A 20,898-nucleotide genomic window follows, 5' to 3' on the forward strand; every position below is an offset into this window, starting at 1 on the left:
CACTCGCGTTGCCGCCTTTTAAGAGGGAAATCGTGGCCTGACCAGTCAGGGAGGCTAGAAATCAGGTGGACGGAAGCAGGTCGGAGGGCATGCCGATTTCTCGAGCGCGGTCTGCGATCATCTTGGCAAACGTCGCGTCGGGAAATTCCATCGTCTTGAAAGTAAGTTGCGCTTCGCAGATGCGTTTGCCTGCGGAGCGGATGGCAGCCTTGGTCATGGCAAAGCCCGACCCGTCGTGTTCGATCGTGGCGGTGATATCCAGCCGGGTGAGCGGCTCAACAAATGTGCGAAGTTTCGCTTCTTTCGTTCCGACGAGAAACGGCATTTGTGCAAAGCCTGAACGCGCCATGATGAGAAAGCCGGATGCCTGCGCCATGGTCTCAATCAGCAAGACGCCTGGCACCAAAGGCATGCCTGGGAAATGACCTTCAAACACAGGGCTTTTTTCAGGGACTACGCTTTGAGCGGTCAATACATCGCGGGCGTGATCGACCGAAACAATCCGGTCGATCATCTGAAAATATTCTAGATGCATGGGCGGACGCCTTGTGCGCTATTAGGCTTTAGCAGCAACCAGATCGTCGATCTTGCCGCAAAGATTTTTCATCACGAAATAGTCTTCCGTTGATGCCTTGCCGTCATTGACTTCCTGCGTCCAAGATTCGAGCGGGATTTTGATGCCGAATTCTTTGTCGATGGCGAATACGATGTCGAGGAAATCGAGGCTGTCGATCCCCAGATCGTCAATGGTGTGGCTTTCTGGCGTGATTTCCTCACGTGGGATTTCGCTTGTATCGGAAATGATGTCGGCGACTTTGTCGAATGTGGACACGGTGTGTGTTCCTTCGATTTGGATGTTCTAAACAGCCACACATCATGGTGGCAACGCTATCGGTTTTCCTAGCGGTTCCGCGGTTTTTACGCAAACGTAAATGGGATGAAAAATCTGGCTTTCAACCTAATAGTGCTAGGGCGGACTTCCCTGAGGAGTTTGGTTTAGTTTTCCAAGTAGAAAGTGATTGTCGTTACCACTCGTACAAGTTTGTTGAGTTGTCGGTTTTTGGCGTCGCCTGTATTGGCTGGCTGGACAGTGAAGCCGCCTTGTATGGCGCGCTGAATACCTCCGACTTGTACGCCTGCGTTCTCGGCAAACTGATCGGCGGCGATGCGGGCATTTTCCGTCGCCTCGCGCAGCATATCCGGCTTTATGTCGTTTAGTTTCGTGAATTCATAATTCACCGGATTCTGATTGATCGCGATGCCCTCACGGGTCAGGGCAGCAATTGCGGCGGAGGCTCCGCCGAGTTTTGCCGGCTCACTGGTGGACACAAAAACGTTGGTGGTGACCTGAAAGAACCGTTCTGTCACATCGCCGTCTTTGTTTCGCCGCGTGGTGTCTCGCTTTTGCAGCGGAGAAATGATGAATTCTTCCGGTTTTAGACCGGCCTTTTCCAGAGCGGTCTTTACCTTGGCCACATGATTTTCAGCCAAGGTGAATACGCCGCCCACATTGCTGAAGTCAGTACTTCGCAGTCCGTAACTCAGGGACCATGTTGCAGCATCTGCAGGGACAATACGTTCTTATCGGACAATGCTCCGACCGTGTCAGGGTGCACAAATGTGGCGGTATTAACGCCGCTTGTTCTTATCGCAAAACGTTGCGGTAATGCTGCACATCGCTTCTGCAAAGCGAGACGCGCCATTCGATTGTCTGACCATCCAGTGCTATTGCGCGGCGATCGACCTCCAGAACGGGAGTGCCCTTTTCCAGCCCCAGGTGGGGAGCGATGTCTTCACGAAGCGCGACGGCTTTGAGTTTCTCGTTCACGTGGGAGACGATATGGCCGAAATTCTTTGCGTAGAAACGGTAGACGTTGTTGGGCAATTCAGTCGTTTCGCTCAAACCTTCAAACAGTGTGCAGGGCAGGGTGATGCGTTCCCACAGTAGTGTCTGTGCGCCATCATGACGGGTCCGGTCGATACGCCAGACCTTGGCACTATGCGGTAGATTGAAGATGCGCCGCTCTTCTTCGTTAGCGGTGTTTTGGAACTGTGCGAGATAGCGAGAGTCAGGAAAGCGGGTTGCCGTGCGGCCCTCGTCTTCATCGCGGGTGAGGCGGTAGAAGCGGAACAGGATTTCTGTGTCGGCGGCCTCGGCAACGAATGTTCCCTTGCCTTGACGGCGCACCAGAAGACCTTGGGCCGTCATTTCATCGAGCGACTTGCGCACCGTGCCCTGGCTGACGCCAAGCTCGGCGGCGATGGCAAATTCAGACGGCAGCATAGCGCCCGGTTTCCACTGGCCGGAAATCAGCCGCTCCACCAAAGCTCCCTTCACCCGGGCGTAGAGCGGCTGGGCTTCCAGTTTTCTCGCTGGTTTTTCCAAAGCGGCCATGGACGTCCACAGGTGGGTCGAAAGATCGTTGACTTCGTTTTTCGCATAGTCTTATGTCTTATACAAGAGTTAGACCTTGCCGCTCAACCGGAGGAAACCCATGAGCAATATCCCCCAATTGTTGGTGCACGATCACGAGGACAATGTTGGTGTTGTCGTTGTCGAAGACCTGAAAGCTGGAACCGACATGCTGTGTGTCGTCACCCATGACAACTCAACGTTCAACCTTAAAGCCGAAGACGATGTGCCGATTGGCCACAAAGTGGCGTTGAAAGATATCAACGAGGGCGACACCGCTATCAAATACGGCGAGGACATCGGCAAGTTCGTGGCTTCTGTCAAAAAGGGTCACCATGTCCACACCCACAATCTCAAAACGAAACGCTGGTAGGGAGCACCGCCATGTCTGATAAAATTATGGCTTATCGCCGCGAAAATGGCCGAGTCGGCGTTCGCAATCACGTCATCATTCTACCAGTGGATGATATTTCAAACGCCGCCTGCGAGGCCGTTGCCAACAATGTCAAAGGCACGATGGCGCTGCCCCATGCCTATGGACGTTTGCAGTTTGGTGAGGATCTTGATCTGCATTTCCGCACGATGATCGGCACCGGCGCAAATCCTAACGTTGCAGCTGTGGTGGTGATCGGCATTGAGCCGGGCTGGACGAAGAAAATTGCCGATGGCATCCGCGAGACGGGCAAGCCGGTGGCGGAATTTTCCATCGAACAAAAGGGCGATTTCGAAACTATCCGCGCAGCTTCATGGGCGGCGAAGGAATACGTCCACTGGGCGACCGAGCTTCAGCGCGAAGAATGTGCGATGAACGAGCTTTGGATTTCCACCAAATGCGGCGAGTCTGACACGACCACTGGTCTGGGTTCCTGCCCAACGGTTGGCAACATGTACGACAAGCTCATCCCGCAGGGCATCACGGGCTTCTTTGGCGAAACGTCGGAAATCACCGGCGCAGAGCACATTTGTAAGGAGCGTGCGGTTAACGAAGAGGTTGGTGAGCGCTGGTACAAGATGTGGGAAGCCTATCAGAACGATGTGATCTTCGCGCACCAGACAGACGATCTGTCTGATTCGCAGCCGACGAAAGGCAACATCGAAGGCGGGCTGACGACGATTGAAGAGAAGGCCTTGGGCAATCTGGAGAAGATTGGCCGCGAATGCCGCTATATCGACATTCTGGAGCCGGCTGAAGCGCCGCAATCGGGCAAGGGCCTGTATTTCATGGACTCTTCCTCAGCAGCTGCTGAATGCGTGACGCTAATGGCGGCTGGTGGTGCGGTGATTCACACCTTCCCGACAGGGCAGGGCAATGTGGTGGGCAACCCCATTGTTCCGGTGATTAAGATCACCGCCAATCCGCGCACGGTGCGCACGATGGGCGAGCACGTGGATGTGGACGTGACAGGTATTCTCACCCGCGAGAAAACCATCGACGAGGCGGGCGATGATCTCATCGAAATGATCCGCCGCACGGCCAATGGGCGTAACACGGCTGCCGAGGCTCTTGGTCACCGCGAGTTTTCAATGACGAAACTGTATCGAAGCGCATAAAAACTGCGTCGATCGCATCAATTGGGCCGTCGCTCCGAAAGGGGCGGCGGCCTTTATGTTTCAGGGCTGTTTACCAAGTTGATTCCACCGATCTTGCTAAACAATTGATTAAATTCGATAGTGAAAAAAATCTGAATGTCGGTTTTGACTGAATGGTAAAAAAGCAGCGCGTGCCCGTCTGCGATTGGTGGAGTAAAGAATATGGATGAGATCATTGAAGATGAGACCGGTCGGATTGCGGCTGTGTTTGACGATCGAATTGGAAATAACACTGTGCTTGCCGCTGATATCGCGGCCATAATGGGCGATGACGATACAATTGATGATATGGAATTCGTTGAGGATATCGGGCCACCAGAAATTGAACCACTTGTTCAGGTTGTTGACGATTCCACCGCTGGTGATTTCGATGTAATTGAGGCAATCCGCGATGCTCCGCCTGAGTTTGTGGCGGATAATGAGATTGCCGAGGCGTTCGAATCCATACTTCAAAGCAATGGGGTCGATGACGACGAGATCGAAGAAATTCTAGCACTTGATGTCAACGCTGCCGCACTCAACACGGCAGTCGAAGACGAGGCGGTGCCCACCGCGCTAACAACAACTGACATTACAGACCAGATAGACGAGGGGCCAACAACGGCCCTGGACAATTTTGTTGATGACGACAATGCCGATGTAGCGATTGACCCTGAACTGCTGGCGAATAGTCAGATGGATGTAGGCGTTGAGGCTCAGTCTGGCGTCCTGACGGATGATACTGATGCTGCCGCTGATACAGCAGGCATGGATGCCTGCCCGATGATGGGTGACATGAGCGACGACACAGCTACGGGTGATATGATGACCGTTGATGTGGCCGATATGGACGCGGAAACACCCGCTGACGACGCCAGCGCTGGCGATGATACTGCTATCGACTCTTCGGATGGCGATGTGGTCATGACAGCGGACGACGCAGCCGTCACAACGACGGACAGTGACCCTGCGGCCGATATGATGGCTGACGGCTGTGACTTGGATTCCGTCGACTGGACAACGCCGGGTGCTAACGGCTTATCGGCGTTAGGCGAGGTGGTGCAGGCAATCCAGGAACTTATTGATCAAACCGGAGACCTCTTTGCACGTCTGGAGGATTCACCATGTTTCTCGCCGTGCGATGCAGCCGCAGACGCTCTAGCCAACGATATGGCCGACCTTATGCAAATGGATGCTTTGGCCGACGCTGATCTTGGCGGCACAGATGACGATATGATGGGTTAAGCCAGCGGAAATCTGTGGGCTTGAGCTGCTGGCCCCACTGTTTCTCTCCTTTTTGCTTTGCAGGATTGCCCGTCTTGCGCGACCTTGATGGTTTAGAGCGCGTCGCGCTGTTCAACCAATTGGGGTCATTTTGTTTGTTCTTTCTATCGAAGACACCCATCGTCTCATCGCAGAAACGCTTGAGCGGTGTGACACTTCGCCTGCCAATGCTGCTTCTGTTGCCAAGGCTTTGATAGCAGCAGAGTGCGCGGGGCAGGCGGGACACGGAATGCGTCGTCTCCCGTCCTATGCAGCGCAGGCGTCAAGCGGCAAAGTGGACGGGTATGCCAGGGTGGTTTGCGAGCAGGTCGCGCCTGCCGCGTTGAAAATCGACGCGGCACATGGCTTTGCCTATCCTGCGCTGGATGCGATGCACGCGCGGCTTCCAGAAATGGCCAAAACCAATGGCATTGCGGTCGCTGGTATCCACCGCAGCCATCATTGTGGCGTTGCCGGAGTGATTGTCGAGCAACTGGCAGATGCGGGGCTTGTGGCGCTCATGTTCGCCAACACGCCCGCAGCAATGGCACCAGCCGGGGGCAGCAAGGCGATTTATGGGACCAACCCGATCGCCTTCGCTGCACCGCGCGGTGACGCTGGACCGATTGTTGTTGATGTTTCCTTGTCCAAGGTAGCGCGGGGCAAGATCATGGCTGCGAAGCAATCCGGCAAGCCCATTCCTGAAGGTATTGCACTGGGGCCAGATGGTGAGCCGACCACAGATGCTGATGCGGCCTTGGCTGGAACAATGCTGCCGATAGGCGACGCCAAAGGCACTGCCTTGGCGTTGATGGTGGAGCTTTTGGCTGCTGGCGTAACTGGCGCGAGCTATGCGGCTGATGCGAGTTCGTTTCTCTCCGCAGACGGGCCGCCGCCCGGAACAGGGCAGTTGGTGATTGCAATCGACCCAACGAAGTTCGGTGGAGAAGCCATCATTCATCACATCAATGCGCTCGCCTGTCAGATTGAAAATCAAGACGGCGCGCGGGTGCCGGGGGCGCGGCGACGGGAGATTGCACAAAAAGTCCGTGAAAACGGGATCGAAATCGACGATGATCTGCTGAAGGCGATCCAGTCTGTCGGAGTGAATTCATGAAATGCGTGATTGTGGGCGGCGGGCAGGCGGCTTCATCTGCTGCGGCTAAACTGCGCGAACTGGATAGTGACGCGGAGATCACCATGATCTGCGGCGAACCTGTTCTGCCCTATCAGCGCCCGCCGCTTTCGAAGAAATATCTCTCCGGAGAGATGCCGCTCGATCGTCTGGTTCTTCGTCCACAGGAGTGGTTTGACGACCAGCGGGTGGATGTGGTCACCGGTGTGTTGGCTGAGAGCATCGACCGCGGGGCGAAGACCATTATTTGCAGCGACGGCTCCGCTTACATCTACGACAAACTTCTGCTCGCCACGGGCTCATCCGTGCGGCGCTTGCCCGCCTCCATCGGTGGCGGCCGCAGCCGCGTCCACTATCTGCGCTCCACGAATGATGCAGATCACCTCGCGCCCTATTTGAAAGAGGGTGGTCGGATGGTCATGGTGGGCGGTGGTTATATCGGCTTGGAAGTTGCCGCCGTTGCCCGGTCCGCTGGCATGGAAGTCAGCGTTGTCGAGATGGCCCCGCGCATTTTGCAGCGGGTAGCCGCGCCGGAGACATCAGACTTCTTCCGCTCGCTTCACACCGGCCACGGCGTGCGCCTGCTTGAAGGTGTCGGCTTGGAACGGCTAGAGGAAGCGGGCGAAGGGATTACCGCCCATCTCAGCGATAGCACCAGTATTGAAGCGGACGTGGCCGTGGTTGGCATCGGCATCGTGCCGGATGTTGATCTTGCCGATCACGCGGGGCTCACGCTCGATAACGGCATTGCGGTGGATGACTATTGCACCACCGACGATGACGATATTTTTGCAGCAGGCGATTGTGCCAGTTTTATCTTCAAGAACAGCCGCATCCGGCTTGAAAGCGTGCCGAACGCTATCCATCAGGCCGAAATAGCAGCCCGCAACATGCTGGGCGAGCGTGTCGCATATCTCGCAACACCGTGGTTCTGGTCGGATCAATACGATGTGAAGTTGCAGATAGCCGGCCTGAACATGGGCTATGATGAAACCGTGGTGCGCCCCGGCAAGCGGGAGGGGGCGCAGTCGGTGTGGTATTTCCGCGATGGCGAAGTTTTGGCGGTCGATGCCATGAACGATGCGCCCGCCTTCATGATGGCGCGGCGCATTCTGGAAGGTGGTAAGTCGATCACGCCCGCCCAAGCCGCCGATCCGCAGAGCGATCTGAAAGCGATAGCCCTATGACTTTGAAGCGTCCTGCCACCACCTATACTGGCCCAGAACTTTGCGCGCTTTCGGCCTATGACACGGTTCAGCTGCTGCGCAAGGGTGAGGTGTCGTCCGCCGAATTGCAGAGCGCCAGCCATGCGCGGGTGGAGCAGACGGACGGGGCAGTGAACGCGATGGTGACCCGCTGCTACGACCGTGCGGCGGCGTTTGATGTGCCAGCGATTGACGATCACGTGGGTTGCCTTGCGGGTCTGCCCATCGGCATTAAGGATTTGAGCGCTGTCAGCGGCGTGCGCCACACGATGGGAACGCCTGCCATGGCCAACCATATCGCCACAACCAACGACCCTATCGTCGATATATTGGAAGCACGGGGCGGGGTGGTTGTGGGCAAAACCAACACGCCGGAAATGGGGGCGGGGGGCAACACGTTCAACGCCGTCTTTGGCCACACCCGCAACCCATGGGACGTGAGCAAGAATGCTGGTGGCTCATCAGGCGGTGCCGCTGTTTCGCTGGCCACGGGGCAGGTGTGGCTATCGCAAGGGTCTGATCTGGCGGGCTCGCTGAGGACGCCGGCGGCCTATTGCGGGGTCGTGGGCTTGCGTCCTTCACCGGGTCGGGCTTTCGGCGGGCCGATGACGTTGGGCTTTTCTGGTGAGGGCATATCCGGCCCCATGGCGCGTGATGTGCGCGATTGTGCGCTTTTCCTTGATGCCATGAGCGGGTTTGACGAACGCGCGCCGTTGTCGCTACCCGCGCCTGATGCGCCGTTTCAGGAGGCGGTCGCGCGGGCTGAAGGGAAAGTGCGGATCGCTTACGCGCCGGACCTAGCAGGCTTTGCTCCGGTCGAAAGCGAAATTCGTTCGGTCATGGCAGCGGCGCTTGAGCAGATGGAGAAAAGTGGCAGCAGTATTGATGAGGTCTGTCCCGATCTGCCCGGCCTGAAAGACACTTATGTCACTCTGCGGGCGCTGACATGGGCAAGCCTGCCAGGGCGTGCGCCGAAGGCTGTGCAGGAGGGTTATAAGCGCACTCTGGTGGAGAACATCGAAGTAGGGCGTAAGCTTACCGTTGACCAAATCATTGATGCCAACCTGACGCGCACCAGCCTTTATCATACGATGCGGACCTTCCTGCACGATTTTGACGTGCTGGCCTGTGCCGTTGTCGGTCTTGAGCCGACGCTGGCCGAGGTCGAATACCCGCTCTCCGTCGATGGTGTTGAGACACACGATTACATTGATTGGCTGAAGTTCTCCTTTCTTGCCACGGTTACCGGCCTGCCCGCCATTTCCGTGCCGTGCGGTTTTACTGAATCAGGCATGCCCGTGGGCATCCAGTTGATCGGCCCACCGCGCGGAGATGCGAAGGTTTTGGCTGTGGCACGGGCGCTTGAAATGGTGTTGGATTTGGGCGCAGCGCCGCTCGATCCGCGATAAGGGAGACGTGCCATGAAGATCGACCACACCGGCGTTTCCGTCAGCGATTTTGATAAGGCCAAAGTCTTTTATGATGGGGCGTTGGCACCACTTGGCGGGGCGCTGCTTCACGTGGTGCCGGAGGAGTTTACCGGCGGCACAAAGGTTGGTGGCTACGGTTCTGATCGCCCGATCTTTTGGATAAGCGAAGAGGGGCAGCCAAAGCCGACCACGCACATCGCGTTTGAGGCTGAAAACCGTGCGCAGGTGGATGCGTTTCACGCCGCCGCACTGGCAGCCGGTGGCCGCGACAACGGCGCTCCCGGCCTGCGCCCGCATTATCATGAGCACTATTACGGCGCATTCGTGCTCGACCCCGACGGCAACAACATCGAAGCGGTGTGCCACGCGCCGCAATAGGCGTGTCTGAAAAATGGCATAGGCCGTCGCAAATGCGTCGTTTGCGACCCCGCAGGCCGTGTAACCATCGCGCCCAATTGCCGCACATTTGCGCCGTTGGAGAATGACTGACATGGCCTTCAAAACCGATATCGAAATTGCCCGTGAAGCAAAGAAAAAGCCGATTCAGGAAATCGGTGCCAAACTCGGCATTGGGCCGGAGGATCTCGTTCCCTACGGCCACGATAAGGCAAAGGTGTCTGCCGAATTCATCAAGGCGCAGGCTGGTAAGCAAGACGGCAAGCTGATTCTCGTCACCGCCATTAACCCGACGCCCGCGGGCGAGGGCAAGACGACGACGACCGTGGGTCTTGGAGACGGCCTCAATGCCATCGGCAAAAAAGCGGCGATCTGCATCCGTGAAGCCTCGCTTGGCCCGTGCTTTGGCATGAAGGGCGGTGCTGCCGGTGGTGGCTACGCGCAGGTGATCCCGATGGAAGACATGAACCTGCATTTCACGGGCGATTTTCACGCAATCACGTCCGCCCACAACCTGCTGTCGGCGATGATCGACAACCACATTTACTGGGGCAACGATCTGCGCATCGACAACCGCCGCGTGGTGTGGAAGCGCGTTCTGGACATGAACGACCGTGCCTTGCGCGATGTGGTGACGTCGCTGGGCGGCGTGCCAAACGGCTTTCCGCGTCAGGCCGGTTTTGACATCACGGTTGCCTCAGAAGTCATGGCGATTTTGTGCCTGTCCAATGATCTGGCGGATCTGCAGGAGCGGCTTGGTAATATCATCATCGGCTATACCCGCGACCGCGCGCCGATCACCTGCCGGGACATCAAGGCAGATGGCGCGATGACCGTGCTGTTGAAAGACGCGATGCAGCCAAACCTCGTGCAAACGCTGGAGAACAATCCGGCCTTCGTTCACGGCGGCCCGTTTGCGAACATCGCGCATGGCTGTAACTCGGTTGTGGCCACGAAGACTGCGCTCAAACTGGCCGACTATGTGGTCACGGAAGCCGGTTTCGGCGCTGATTTGGGCGCTGAGAAATTCATGAACATCAAGTGCCGCAAGGCGGGCCTTGCGCCGTCTGCGATTGTCATCGTAGCGACCATCCGCGCCATGAAGATGAACGGCGGTGTGGCGAAAGCGGACCTCGGCGAAGAGAACGTTCAGGCGGTGATCGACGGTTGCCCGAACCTTGGCCGCCACATTGAAAACATCAAGAGCTTTGGCGTGCCTGCTGTGGTGGCGATCAACCACTTCCACGGCGACACGGAAGCGGAAATCAAGGCCTGTCAGGATTACGTTGAGAGCCTCGGCTCCGAAGCGATCTTGTGCAAACACTGGGCGGATGGCTCAAAAGGCACCGAGGCGCTGGCCACCCGCGTTGCAGAAATCGCCGACAGCGGCATGGCGCAATTCCAGACGCTCTATCCCGACGACATGCCGCTGATGCAGAAAATCGAAACCATCGCCAAGCGCATCTACCGTGCTGATGAGGTTTTGGCTGACAAGAAAATCCGCGATCAACTCAAGCAGTGGGAAGAGGCCGGTTTTGGCAATCTGCCTGTCTGCATGGCGAAAACGCAGTATTCCTTCTCCACCGACCCCAACCTGCGCGGCGCACCGGACGGCCATTCGGTTCCCGTCCGCGAAGTGCGGTTGTCAGCGGGGGCAGGGTTCGTGGTAGTCGTCTGCGGCGAGATCATGACCATGCCCGGCCTGCCAAGAGTGCCAAGCGCAGAACAGATCATGCTGAATGATGAGGGGCTGATTGAGGGACTGTTTTAGGGGGTAGCCCTTCAATTGAGCCCGCCTGATAACCTCAAGCGGGCTTTTTTGCGCCAACGGCAGTTCCGAGCCCAAACCTCCTACATTGCCGCATGATCGGGAATGTCCGGTCTTGAACCTCCGTGTTTTGCTTGGCACAACGCCAAGATGCCCCAAGAGATATGGAAAAAATACCAAAGCATGAAAATCTATCGCATCAATGGCGAAAGGTTCTCGACACTTGAAGAATTCTACGAAGAGATCAGCCGCGTTCTGATTCCTGGTTCAAAATGGGGCTACAATCTGAATGCGTTCAACGATATTCTGCGCGGTGGTTTTGGAACGCCTGATGAAGGCTTTATGCTGATTTGGGAAAATTCTGAGCTATCAAAAAGCCGATTGGGATACTCGGAAACTGTTCGCCAATTGGAGCAGCGTCTCGAACGCTGTCACCCAACGAACAGGAACTGCGTGAGGAAACAACTGAAACGCGCGCACAGCAGCGAGGGACCTGTAGTGTTCGACTGGCTGGTTGAGATTATCGCTGTGCATGGAGTTGGTGGAACGGAAGCGGAGGACAACGTCATCCTTAAGCTTCGATAGCAGAGCGGACCTTAGTGCCGGTGCCGTGAAAGGCGGCTCTGTCCGCATAGCTGACAAAAGCGCATTCCCGCTCACTCCCCATCGCCCCGCTTCAATCCATAAGCCGCCGCCAGCTTCCAAACATGCTCCGGCACCATGTTTTTCATCTTGCTTGGCATGTCTGCTCTTAAGTGCAACACCGTTTCTATCGCTTTCATCTCCACCCGTGTCCGCGCGAATTCCATGCCCTTTGGGCCGATTTTTGGCATGAGCCATGCGACGATGGGGCGGACCCAATCGGGCATGGCGCGCAGGGGGAGGCCGCCGGCGGCGCGTTCTACGTTGGCTTTGAAGCCTTCGACGTGCTTTTGGCGCTTGCCTTTGCTCTCGGGCGCGGAGATTTTCACTTCATCGCCCAAAGCCTCCAGCAATTCCTCGCCGCGCTGGTTGCGCACGATGAGCCATTGCTCGCCCGTGCCGCCCATATAGCCGACCGTGATGTCTGACAGCGCGTTGGTGTAGTCAACGCAGGTTTTGCATGTGAGAGGGAAGAAATCGGCGGGCAATTTGGAGATTGGCAGTTTGAGGAACGGAATCTCGCGCTTATGCCCATCGTCAAAGCGCAGTTCCACCTGATAATCGGCGCGGAATTCAAGGTAATTTATTGATTCCGGTTTTCCGTCCAACAGGTTGAGAAAGGTATGGAAATTCTCGGTCGTGGTGTTGTCGGAGCAGGGGGTGCCGATGACGTAGAGCGCTTCCAGCCCCAGCTTTTCCTCCAGCGCGCGTAGGGCGTAGACTTGGCAGGGTATGCCGACGACCGCGATGCGGCGGTGGCCTGCTTCCATTGCGGGTTCCAGCAGGGCCAAGGTCGGCGCATAACCCATGCGCATGCCGCGGCACTGGGCCATGTCTTGCGCTCGGGTGATGATGACGGGTTCAGGCTTCCAGCGGTCTTCGGGCGCGGGTTTGACGGCGATTACGCAATCGACCTTGCCCTGTTCCAGCAGCCGTTCGGCAAGGCGGGTGGTCAAACCCGTCCATTGTGCGCCTTCGGCGGGTTTTCGCAGCGATGCGCGCACGATTCGGGTGAAGGTGCCAAAATGGGCGGCATCGGGGTCGGGATTGTCCGCTCTCTCGCGTCCGTGGGCGGCTTTTTCCAATCTTGGATAATCCGGCTTGATGAATTGGCAGGCAGAACCGCATAAAGTCGGGTCTTTCATGCGCGAAACCCCGCAATCGGTGCACAATGTGCGAGGGGCTGCGAGCCGCAATGGTGGGGTCGATTGCGGGCGGGTCAGCACTGTAAAGTTTTCTTGGCGCTATACATGTAAACCAAAATTGTCATATGTTGATGGCAAAGGTCAATCATGCTGCGCGAGGCGGCGAGGCCGGGACTTTAGAAATAGGTGGCGGCAGTCACAACAATGGACGCACTCAACACCAGCGAAATGAATGGCCTTCAATCGCGCTTTTTCGATGAAGACCCGCGCCGTGCGCTGATCGACGCGGAGCGCCACGCCCGTCCGCCTTTACCCATCGAAGCGCCGGCCGTCGTGCAATACATCGCCCTGCAAAGCCAGGTGACAGATCTTGCGTCGGAACGGCGGGCCTGCCTAACGATTTGCGAGAATCTGGGGCTGATGCCCTCCAGCGAACTGACTGACCAGATTCAGGCGGTTGGCGAAGGCGTGTTTCTGAAATGGGAGCGCCATACCGAGTTTTGCTCCTACACGATCGTTCAGCAGAACGTGGAAGACCGCAAAGGCTTCGTGCCGTGGTCGGAGCGGGAACTGGGCTGGGAAGACGTGACGGGCAATCTTCTCGTTTCGCTTGTCATCGGCATTGAGACGAAACGCAGCCGCGTTTGGAAACAGTCCGGAATGTTTGACTGGGCCAATCCACTTCCGCTTTGTGCTTCTTTGGTGATGTCGGGAACCACGCAGGTGGAATCGGACATGACAATCAACGAGCGCGGGTTTACGCGCTATCTTGTGACGACATCGAACAAGGAGCCCACGCGGATTGGGCGGCTTGTGCAGCGGTTAATCGAGATTGAAAGCTACGGTGCGTTTTGCCTCTACGCTTGGAAAGACGTCAAAGAGATCGGCCCTAAATTGGGCGAGGCGGAGCGACGGCTTGAAAGCATCACGACGCGGCTCGCCAAACATGCTGGTGAATCTGATGAGCAGATGCTGGATGAATTGTCGGAGGTCTCAGCTTTCCAGGAAGAGGTGACGACGCGCTCGCATTTCCGGCTAAACGCTTCGCTGGCCTACTATGAAATTGTGCAGCGGCGGCTTGAAGAGCTGCGCGAGGAGCGCATTGAGGGCTGCCAGCGGCTCGCGAACTTCATCCAGCGGCGCATGAACCCCGCCGCCCGCACCTACCGCTCGATATTGAAGCGCCAAGCGGAAACCGCTGACCGCACGAGCCGCGCCACGCAATTGCTGCGCGGGCGCATTGAGGTGGAAATCGGCAAGCAGAATCAGCAATTGCTGAAAAGCATGAACGAGCGGGCCGAGGCGCAATATAAGCTGCAAAAGACGGTTGAGGGCCTGTCCACCGTCGCCATAACCTATTACGCGCTGGGCATTCTGGCCTATATCGCGGCTGCCATCGCTGGCTATGTGCCCGGTCTCGGCGTGAAGGAAATCGTCGGTCTCGCCGTTCCCTTCGTGTTGCTGACGGTGTGGTTGGCGTTGAAGAGACTGAGGAAATAGACCCATGAGCACGAAACACGCCTATCCCTTCGCGGCCATCGTCGGTCAGGACGATTTGCGCCACGCCTTGATGCTTGCGGCGGTTGATCCCTCGCTTGGTGGCGTGTTGGCACTGGGCGACCGGGGCACAGGCAAGACCACTGCCGTACGCGGGCTTGCCTCGCTTTTGCCGCCGATGAAGGCGGTCGCCGATTGCCGATACAAGTGCGACCCAACCGGCAAAAGCGGGCTGTGCGAAATCTGTGCGGCGCAAAAGGATTTAAGCGCAGCGAAAGCGAAAACTGTGCCCGTGCCAGTGGTCGATCTGCCCTTGGGCGCGACAGAAGACAGGGTGCTGGGGGCGCTGGATATCGAGCGGGCGCTGGTCGATGGCGAAAAGAGTTTTGAGCCGGGACTGCTTGCTGATGCCAATCGCGGGTTTCTCTACATCGATGAGGTCAACCTGCTGGAAGATCATCTGGTCGACGTGCTGCTCGATGTTGCCGCCTCCGGCTGGAACGTTGTTGAGCGTGAGGGCTTGAGCCTGAAACATCCGGCGCGGTTTGTGCTGGTGGGCAGCGGCAATCCGGAAGAGGGTGAATTGCGCCCGCAATTGTTGGACAGGTTCGGCCTTTCCGTTGAAGTGCGCACGCCCACTGAAATTGCCCAGCGGGTGGACATCATCAAGCGGCGGGAAGCCTATGAGGCAGACCCCCAAGCGTTTGCTGACAAATGGAAACGGGCGACGGCGAAAGAGCGCAAGCGCATCACATCTGCCCAAGCGCTGCTTGGTGATATTGCCGTTGGCGACGACGTGTTGGCGCTGATTGCCGAGATATGCATCGCCCTTGGCACCGATGGTCTACGGGGTGAATTGACGCTCATCAAAGCCGCCCGTGCCGAGGCGGCGCTGAGCGGCGATGGGGCGGTGACGCGCCAGCACGTGCGCACGATGGCGCCAATGGCGCTCGCGCACCGTCTGCGGCGCAACCCGTTGGATGATACGCGTGGTGGAGTGCGCGTGGAACGGGCGCTGGACGAGATTTTCGCACGGCTGCAAGCCGCTTAAGGCGCTTCACCATGTCAGCCGCACCCCTCACAATCGATACGGCTGAACAAGCCTTTTGGGACGATGCCTGTCTGGCCGCGACCCTGTTTGCCAAGATGGCAAGCGTTGAACGGAGCGGGGCAATGCCAAGCGTTCTGGCGCGTGCCAAGGCCGGACCTGTTCTCGACGCTTGGCTGGAAATGGTGACGATGCTCGCAGGTGGCAAGCGGCTTCGCCGTGTGCCACAGGGCATTGATGCCGCCCACCTGATCGGCGGTCTGGATATCACCGCCACGGTGGACGCTTCACGCAGCGTGTTTTCGCCCGGTCTTTTGCAACAGGCCCACGGAGAAATCGTCCTTTTGCCGCAAGCGGAAACGATGGATGCAGGTGCGGTCTCGATTATCAACGGTGCGCTCGATTCCGGCGTTGTTCGCGTGGAACGTGATGGCATGAGCCGGGTGGATGATGCCCGCTTCGCGCTCGTTGCAGTTGACCAAAGCGAAGATGACGAAGACGGCGTTCCGGCCTCTCTTGCCGAGCGTTGCATGTTTCATGTTGACCTAACGCAGGTCAGCATCCGAAGCCTTAAACCATTGCCAAGACTTTCCCTTGTAAAACCCGATCACTCTGCGCTTTGCGGTGATGACGAATTGCAGGCCCTTTGCCAAATGGCTTTGGCGTTCGGATTGTTTTCCATGCGGCCCGTGCATCATGCGCTAAGCGTTGCCTGTTGCCATGCGGGTTGGCAGGGACGCGATGTTGTTGGCGAAGAGGATATCGCGGTTGCGATGCGCCTGTCTTACATTCAGCGCGCAACGCGCCTTCCCATGCCGCCTGAGCCGGAGCAGGAGCCTGCGCCGCCGGAGCCGGAAGCCAATAATGAACCGGACGAGTCCGATGCTTCCCACGCGGATGGTCCGTTGGAAGACAGCGTAACGGATGCCATTGATACCATGCTGCCTGAGGGCTTGCTGGAACAATTAATGCGCCCGGTCCTTTTGCGCCAATCGGCCATGGCGGGCCGTCGCGGGGCAAAGAAAGACAATTTCAAACGGGGCCGCCCGCTCGCGTCCCGCGCGGGCAAGCCCGGTGGCTTCAAGCGACTTGATCTCATCGCAACGCTGCGCAAGGCCGCGCCGTGGCAAAAGCTGCGCCGCCAGCAAGTTGAGCAGCGCCGCGGCAGGGCACGGACGCTGCACGTTCGTTCCTCCGATTTCCAGATTAGGCGGTTTCGCCAAAGCGCGGAGACAACAACGATATTTCTCGTTGATGCTTCCGGCTCCACGGCTCTCAACCGGCTGGGGGAAGCCAAGGGCGCGGTCGAATTGCTGTTGTCGGAGAGCTATTCGCGCCGTGATAGCGTGGCGCTGGTCAGCTTTCGCGGCACCGGAGCGGAAGTGCTGCTGGCTCCAACTCGCGCACTGGCACGGGCCAAAAAGGCGCTTTCGGCTTTGCCCGGTGGTGGCGGCACGCCGCTGGCATCTGGCTTGCAAACGGCGCTGGCGCTGGCGCTCGATCAGATGCGCAAGGGACATCAGACAAGTGTTGTTGTTCTCACCGACGGCAGCGCCAATGTCGGGCTGGATGGCAAAGGCGGGCGGGCGAAAGCCGCGCAAGATGCGCAAGATGTGGCTGAAGGATTTCGCAGTGCTGGCGTGTCCTCCATCGTCATCGACGTTGGCCGCAAACCGGGGCGAAACTCCACCGCGATTGCAGATGCCATGGGAGCCGCACTCATTGCGATGCCGTTTGCCAATGCTGAAGCGCTTTCCAGCGTTGTGAAAGCGAACAGCGTATGAAGTGGGAACAACACGGGCGCTCTTGGCCCAACAGCGAAATCAGCCGTTTCGAGATCGTGGATCGCACTCGTTACCACGTTCAGCGAACGGGCGGTGAAGGCTTGCCCAAGCTGCTGATGTTGCACGGATCTGGCGCAACCACCCACTCGCTGGCGGCGCTCATCGAAAATTTGCGGGGCAAGTTCGATATTCTAGCGCCCGATATCCCCGGTCATGGATTCAGCGGGCCGTTGGATGCGCAAAAGCCGACATTGCCGAACATAGCCAAAGCGCTAGGCAAGTTGTTGGAATATGAGGATTTCGCGCCCGATCTCGTGGTTGGTCATTCCGCCGGCGCGGCTATTGCTGTGCAGATGCAATCCACTGGTGTGATCAATGTTGGCGGCATCGTCTCGATCAATGGGGCGTTTTATCCGTTCCCGGGCATGGCGGGCCATCTGTTTCCGGCGATAGCACGACTGTTGTTCCTCAATCCGTTTGTGCCGCACCTTTTTGCGTTTGGCGCAGGCAGCCGTGGGCGGGTGCAGGATTTGATCGATTCCACCGGGTCAAAGCTGGGGCCGGAGGGAATCGATCTTTATCAAAAAGCGATTTCTGATGCCGAGCATGTAGAAGGCACGCTCGCAATGATGGCGAATTGGGACTTGGAGCCTATGGCCACCATGTTGCGTCATCTGAATATTCCCGTTCTTCAAATCATCGGCGGTCGTGATGGCACAATCGAGCCGAAAGCGGCACAACAGACTGCACGACTGTTGCGCCATGATTCCATGGTGGTTTTTCCTGACAAAGGCCATTTGGTGCATGAAGAAGCACCGGATGAAGTGGCTGATGCCATTTTGCATTTTGTCGAAGCCACGGTGAGGCAAGAGATTTCCGCCTGAGCAGGTCACGGACCTTGCGTAAGCTGGCTTTACACTATTAAGTGTCCAATTATGACGACACATCCGCCTCACAAACAATTTCATCGAGCTGAACCGCTTTCTGGTGGCAAGCCTCACGCAATCGTAATCGGGGCCGGTTTTGGTGGTTTGGCCGCTGCTGTTCGGCTGGGAGTGCGCGGCTATCGCGTCACCGTTCTGGAGAAATTGGAGCAGGCAGGGGGGCGCGCCAGCGTCTTCCGCCAAGACGGCTTCACGTTCGATGCCGGTCCAACCATCATCACTGCGCCATTCATCCTGGAAGAGCTTTGGACGATTTGTGGCAAGCGCATGGAAGACCATGTGAAACTTGCTCCGATGGATCCATTCTACCGCATCCGTTTTGATGACGGCACGTGGTTCACCTGCAACGGCGACGCCGATTTCATGCGCTCGGAGATCGCCCGGTTCAATCCCGATGATGTGAAGGGATACGAGATGTTTTTCGAAGAGAGCAAAAACAATTACAGCCTCGGCTTCGGTCTGATGGACCGGCCGTTCCACAAGCTGATCGAGATGCTGAAATTCGTGCCGGAGCTGGTGACAAAACGCGCCGACCGCACGGTTTATGGCCATGTTGCCAAGCACATCAAAAACGAAAAGCTGCGCCAAGCGCTTTCGTTCCATCCGCTGTTTGTGGGCGGCAATCCCATGAACGTGACCAGCGTCTACAGCCTGATCGCCTATCTAGAGCGCGAATACGGCGTGCATTTCGCATGGGGTGGCACGGGCGCGTTGGTGCAGGGCATGGTCGACTTGATTGAAGACCAAGGCAGCAAGGTTCGCACGAATGCTCCGGTGGCCGAGTTGATGTTAGAAGGCGACAAGGCTGTTGGCGTGAAGCTGAACGATGGCGAGGAAGTTCGCGCTGACGTGATTGTATCAAATGCCGATTCCAACTGGGTTTACCGCAATCTCTTGCCCAAGCGCAAAAAGCGCCGCTGGACGGAGCGCAAGCTTGATCGCACGAATTTTTCCATGAGCCTGTTCGTTTGGTATCTCGGCACTGACAAGCGTTTTGAAGACGTAGACCATCACACGATCCTGATGGGGCCGCGCTACGGTGGCTTGCTGAAGGATATCTTCAAACGCAAAGTGCTTGCCGACGATTTCAGTCTGTATCTGCACCGTCCCACCGCCACTGATCCGTCCTTGGCGCCTGAAGGTTGCGATACGTTCTACGTGCTGTCACCCGTGCCGCATCTGGACGCGGATGTGGATTGGGAGACGCAGGCTGAGCCTTACCGCCGTAAAATCGAGGCGCATCTGGAAAAGACCATTATGCCCGGCTTGGCCGACAGCGTGGTGACGTCGAAAATCTTCACGCCGCTCGATTTTCGCGACCGGCTGAACGCGCCCAATGGGGCGGCGTTTGGGCCAGAGCCTCTGTTCACCCAGTCCGGCTGGTTCCGCCCGCACAATGTCTCGGAAGAGGTGGAGAACTTCTACCTCGTCGGCGCGACCACCCATCCCGGCGCTGGCGTTCCCGGCGTTGTCACGTCCGCTAAAGTGCTGGACAGCGTCATTCCCCATGCAGATGAAATCGAGGCGCGGAGGGCGACCTATGGGTGAGATGAAGCTTGCGAGTGCCCACTTGGCTGAGTGTCGAAAGATCATCCGTCATGGGTCAAAGAGTTTCTACTTTGCCTCGCTGATGCTGCCCCCTTCGGTGCGGCTTGCGTCGACAGCGCTTTACGCTTTCTGCCGCGTGTCTGACGATATTGCTGATGAGCCCGGCGCTTCCTTAGCGGCGCTGGATCATCTGCGTCAGCGTCTTGATGCTGCTTATGCTGGCACCCCCTATGACCATGCCGCCGATCAGGCCTTTGCCGCAGTTGTAGAATCCTACGATATTCCCGAGTCCGTGCCGATGGCGATGCTCGAAGGGTTCGAGTGGGACTTGGTCGGTAAGAAGTATAATACGCTTTCCGATGTTCTCGACTATTCGGCGCGCGTTGCATCAACCGTCGGTGTGATGATGAGTGCAGTGATGGAGCGGCGCAGTCGCGACACGCTGGCCCGCGCCTGCGAGCTTGGCCTGGCGATGCAGTTGATTAACATTGCACGAGACGTGGGCGAGGATGCGCGCAACGGGCGATGCTATTTGCCGGAGGAGTGGTTGGCGGAAGAAGGGCTCAACTCTGAGCGCCTGATCGCCTCGCCGGAGTTCACCCCAGCATTGGGACGTGTCATCAAACGGTTGCTGGATGAAGCGAGCCAGATTTACAGACTTGGCGTCACCGGTATTTCCGACCTTCCTGCTTCATCGCGTCTTGGCGTTCGTGCAGCCGCTTTGGTCTATGCCGAGATCGGCGAGAAAGTGCGTGCCAATGGCTACAATTCCATAGACCAACGGGCTTACACGACCCGGGGGCGCAAGCTTGGCCTCATGCTCCGTTCGCCCGGCAATCCGCTGAACTTTAGCGGCTGCGATACGGCAGCTCCTGTTGAAGAGGTGGCTTTTCTGGTGGATGCCTGTGAACGTACGCCGGAAGCTGTTCGAGGCGATGGCGAGTGGATGTTGGATATGTTTGCAGAGCTTGATAGGCGCGACCGCGCCTCAATAGCAAAAGCCCAAGCAAACACACGCACACCAAGAACTGGCCAAGCAAGCGATCAAAGGGTCGGTCAGCTCGCCTAGTCATACCCGTTCGGCGCCTGCGACGATATTTAGACTGCACGA

General features: G+C 57.5%; 20 protein-coding genes. 15 read left to right on the top strand and 5 right to left on the bottom strand.

Annotated elements, in window-relative coordinates:
* Window positions 1-61: 61 nt before the first annotated feature.
* The 4 genes from ACFQ14_RS15350 to ACFQ14_RS15365 form a co-directional block, all read right to left on the bottom strand.
* The gene (locus ACFQ14_RS15350) at window positions 62-535 is read right to left on the bottom strand and encodes a 3-hydroxyacyl-ACP dehydratase FabZ family protein (RefSeq protein WP_377213630.1); all 474 of its coding nucleotides are present in this window, start codon (window positions 533-535) and stop codon (window positions 62-64) included.
* Window positions 536-556: 21 nt separating this feature from the next.
* Window positions 557-832 carry an acyl carrier protein gene (locus tag ACFQ14_RS15355; RefSeq protein ID WP_377213631.1) on the bottom strand — a complete coding sequence of 92 codons (276 nt, stop codon included), beginning with the start codon at window positions 830-832 and terminating at the stop codon, window positions 557-559.
* Between the two features lie 164 nt (window positions 833-996).
* Window positions 997-1,575: an SIMPL domain-containing protein gene (locus ACFQ14_RS15360; RefSeq protein WP_377213697.1), complete on the bottom strand. Its 579-nt coding sequence runs from the start codon at window positions 1,573-1,575 to the stop codon at window positions 997-999.
* A 70-nt stretch (window positions 1,576-1,645) separates the two neighbouring features.
* Window positions 1,646-2,395, bottom strand: a complete 750-nt coding sequence (locus ACFQ14_RS15365) for a GntR family transcriptional regulator (RefSeq protein ID WP_377213632.1) — start codon at window positions 2,393-2,395, stop codon at window positions 1,646-1,648.
* 100 nt (window positions 2,396-2,495) lie between these two features.
* Between ACFQ14_RS15365 and ACFQ14_RS15370 the strand changes: the two genes are divergently transcribed.
* From ACFQ14_RS15370 to ACFQ14_RS15410, 9 genes are all read left to right on the top strand, one after another.
* The gene (locus tag ACFQ14_RS15370; protein ID WP_377213633.1) at window positions 2,496-2,786 is read left to right on the top strand and encodes a UxaA family hydrolase; all 291 of its coding nucleotides are present in this window, start codon (window positions 2,496-2,498) and stop codon (window positions 2,784-2,786) included.
* Window positions 2,787-2,797: 11 nt separating this feature from the next.
* Window positions 2,798-3,964 (top strand): UxaA family hydrolase, encoded by a 1,167-nt coding sequence (locus ACFQ14_RS15375; RefSeq protein ID WP_377213634.1) that lies wholly within the window; start codon window positions 2,798-2,800, stop codon window positions 3,962-3,964.
* A 201-nt stretch (window positions 3,965-4,165) separates the two neighbouring features.
* A complete protein-coding gene (locus tag ACFQ14_RS15380; protein ID WP_377213635.1) occupies window positions 4,166-5,227 on the top strand; it encodes a hypothetical protein in 1,062 nt (353 codons plus the stop codon).
* A 130-nt stretch (window positions 5,228-5,357) separates the two neighbouring features.
* Window positions 5,358-6,362 (top strand): Ldh family oxidoreductase, encoded by a 1,005-nt coding sequence (locus ACFQ14_RS15385; RefSeq protein WP_377213636.1) that lies wholly within the window; start codon window positions 5,358-5,360, stop codon window positions 6,360-6,362.
* On the top strand, window positions 6,359-7,567 hold the full coding sequence (locus ACFQ14_RS15390; RefSeq protein WP_377213637.1) for an NAD(P)/FAD-dependent oxidoreductase: 1,209 nt from the start codon (window positions 6,359-6,361) through the stop codon (window positions 7,565-7,567). The genes ACFQ14_RS15385 and ACFQ14_RS15390 overlap by 4 nt, the downstream gene beginning before the upstream one ends.
* Complete coding sequence (locus ACFQ14_RS15395; protein WP_377213638.1) at window positions 7,564-8,994, top strand: amidase; 1,431 nt, start codon at window positions 7,564-7,566, stop codon at window positions 8,992-8,994. Before ACFQ14_RS15390 ends, ACFQ14_RS15395 begins: the two co-directional genes overlap by 4 nt.
* A gap of 12 nt (window positions 8,995-9,006) precedes the next feature.
* On the top strand, window positions 9,007-9,393 hold the full coding sequence (locus ACFQ14_RS15400; protein ID WP_377213639.1) for a VOC family protein: 387 nt from the start codon (window positions 9,007-9,009) through the stop codon (window positions 9,391-9,393).
* Between the two features lie 112 nt (window positions 9,394-9,505).
* Entirely contained in the window at window positions 9,506-11,182 is a 1,677-nt protein-coding gene (locus ACFQ14_RS15405) for a formate--tetrahydrofolate ligase (RefSeq protein ID WP_377213640.1), read from the top strand.
* Between the two features lie 102 nt (window positions 11,183-11,284).
* Complete coding sequence (locus tag ACFQ14_RS15410; RefSeq protein ID WP_377213641.1) at window positions 11,285-11,764, top strand: barstar family protein; 480 nt, start codon at window positions 11,285-11,287, stop codon at window positions 11,762-11,764.
* Between the two features lie 71 nt (window positions 11,765-11,835).
* On the opposite strand, the gene ACFQ14_RS15415 is transcribed toward ACFQ14_RS15410, so the two are convergent.
* Window positions 11,836-12,966, bottom strand: a complete 1,131-nt coding sequence (locus ACFQ14_RS15415; protein WP_377213642.1) for a Coenzyme F420 hydrogenase/dehydrogenase, beta subunit C-terminal domain — start codon at window positions 12,964-12,966, stop codon at window positions 11,836-11,838.
* 204 nt (window positions 12,967-13,170) lie between these two features.
* Between ACFQ14_RS15415 and ACFQ14_RS15420 the strand changes: the two genes are divergently transcribed.
* The 6 genes from ACFQ14_RS15420 to ACFQ14_RS15445 are packed head-to-tail and all read left to right on the top strand — an operon-like array spanning window position 13,171 to window position 20,856.
* Complete coding sequence (locus ACFQ14_RS15420) at window positions 13,171-14,466, top strand: DUF3422 family protein (protein ID WP_377213643.1); 1,296 nt, start codon at window positions 13,171-13,173, stop codon at window positions 14,464-14,466.
* 4 nt (window positions 14,467-14,470) lie between these two features.
* The gene (bchI, locus tag ACFQ14_RS15425) at window positions 14,471-15,514 is read left to right on the top strand and encodes a magnesium chelatase ATPase subunit I (protein WP_377213644.1); all 1,044 of its coding nucleotides are present in this window, start codon (window positions 14,471-14,473) and stop codon (window positions 15,512-15,514) included.
* An 11-nt stretch (window positions 15,515-15,525) separates the two neighbouring features.
* Window positions 15,526-17,295 (top strand): magnesium chelatase subunit D, encoded by a 1,770-nt coding sequence (locus ACFQ14_RS15430; RefSeq protein WP_377213645.1) that lies wholly within the window; start codon window positions 15,526-15,528, stop codon window positions 17,293-17,295.
* Window positions 17,292-18,179 carry an alpha/beta fold hydrolase BchO gene (gene bchO, locus ACFQ14_RS15435; RefSeq protein WP_377213646.1) on the top strand — a complete coding sequence of 296 codons (888 nt, stop codon included), beginning with the start codon at window positions 17,292-17,294 and terminating at the stop codon, window positions 18,177-18,179. Before ACFQ14_RS15430 ends, bchO begins: the two co-directional genes overlap by 4 nt.
* Window positions 18,180-18,230: 51 nt before the next feature.
* Window positions 18,231-19,787 carry a phytoene desaturase gene (locus tag ACFQ14_RS15440; protein WP_377213647.1) on the top strand — a complete coding sequence of 519 codons (1,557 nt, stop codon included), beginning with the start codon at window positions 18,231-18,233 and terminating at the stop codon, window positions 19,785-19,787.
* Window positions 19,780-20,856 carry a phytoene/squalene synthase family protein gene (locus ACFQ14_RS15445; protein ID WP_377213648.1) on the top strand — a complete coding sequence of 359 codons (1,077 nt, stop codon included), beginning with the start codon at window positions 19,780-19,782 and terminating at the stop codon, window positions 20,854-20,856. Before ACFQ14_RS15440 ends, ACFQ14_RS15445 begins: the two co-directional genes overlap by 8 nt.
* The last annotated feature ends 42 nt before the right edge of the window (window positions 20,857-20,898 follow it).

The sequence above is a fragment of the Pseudahrensia aquimaris genome, from assembly GCF_042676045.1.
GTDB classification, from domain to species: domain Bacteria; phylum Pseudomonadota; class Alphaproteobacteria; order Rhizobiales; family Rhizobiaceae; genus Pseudahrensia; species Pseudahrensia aquimaris.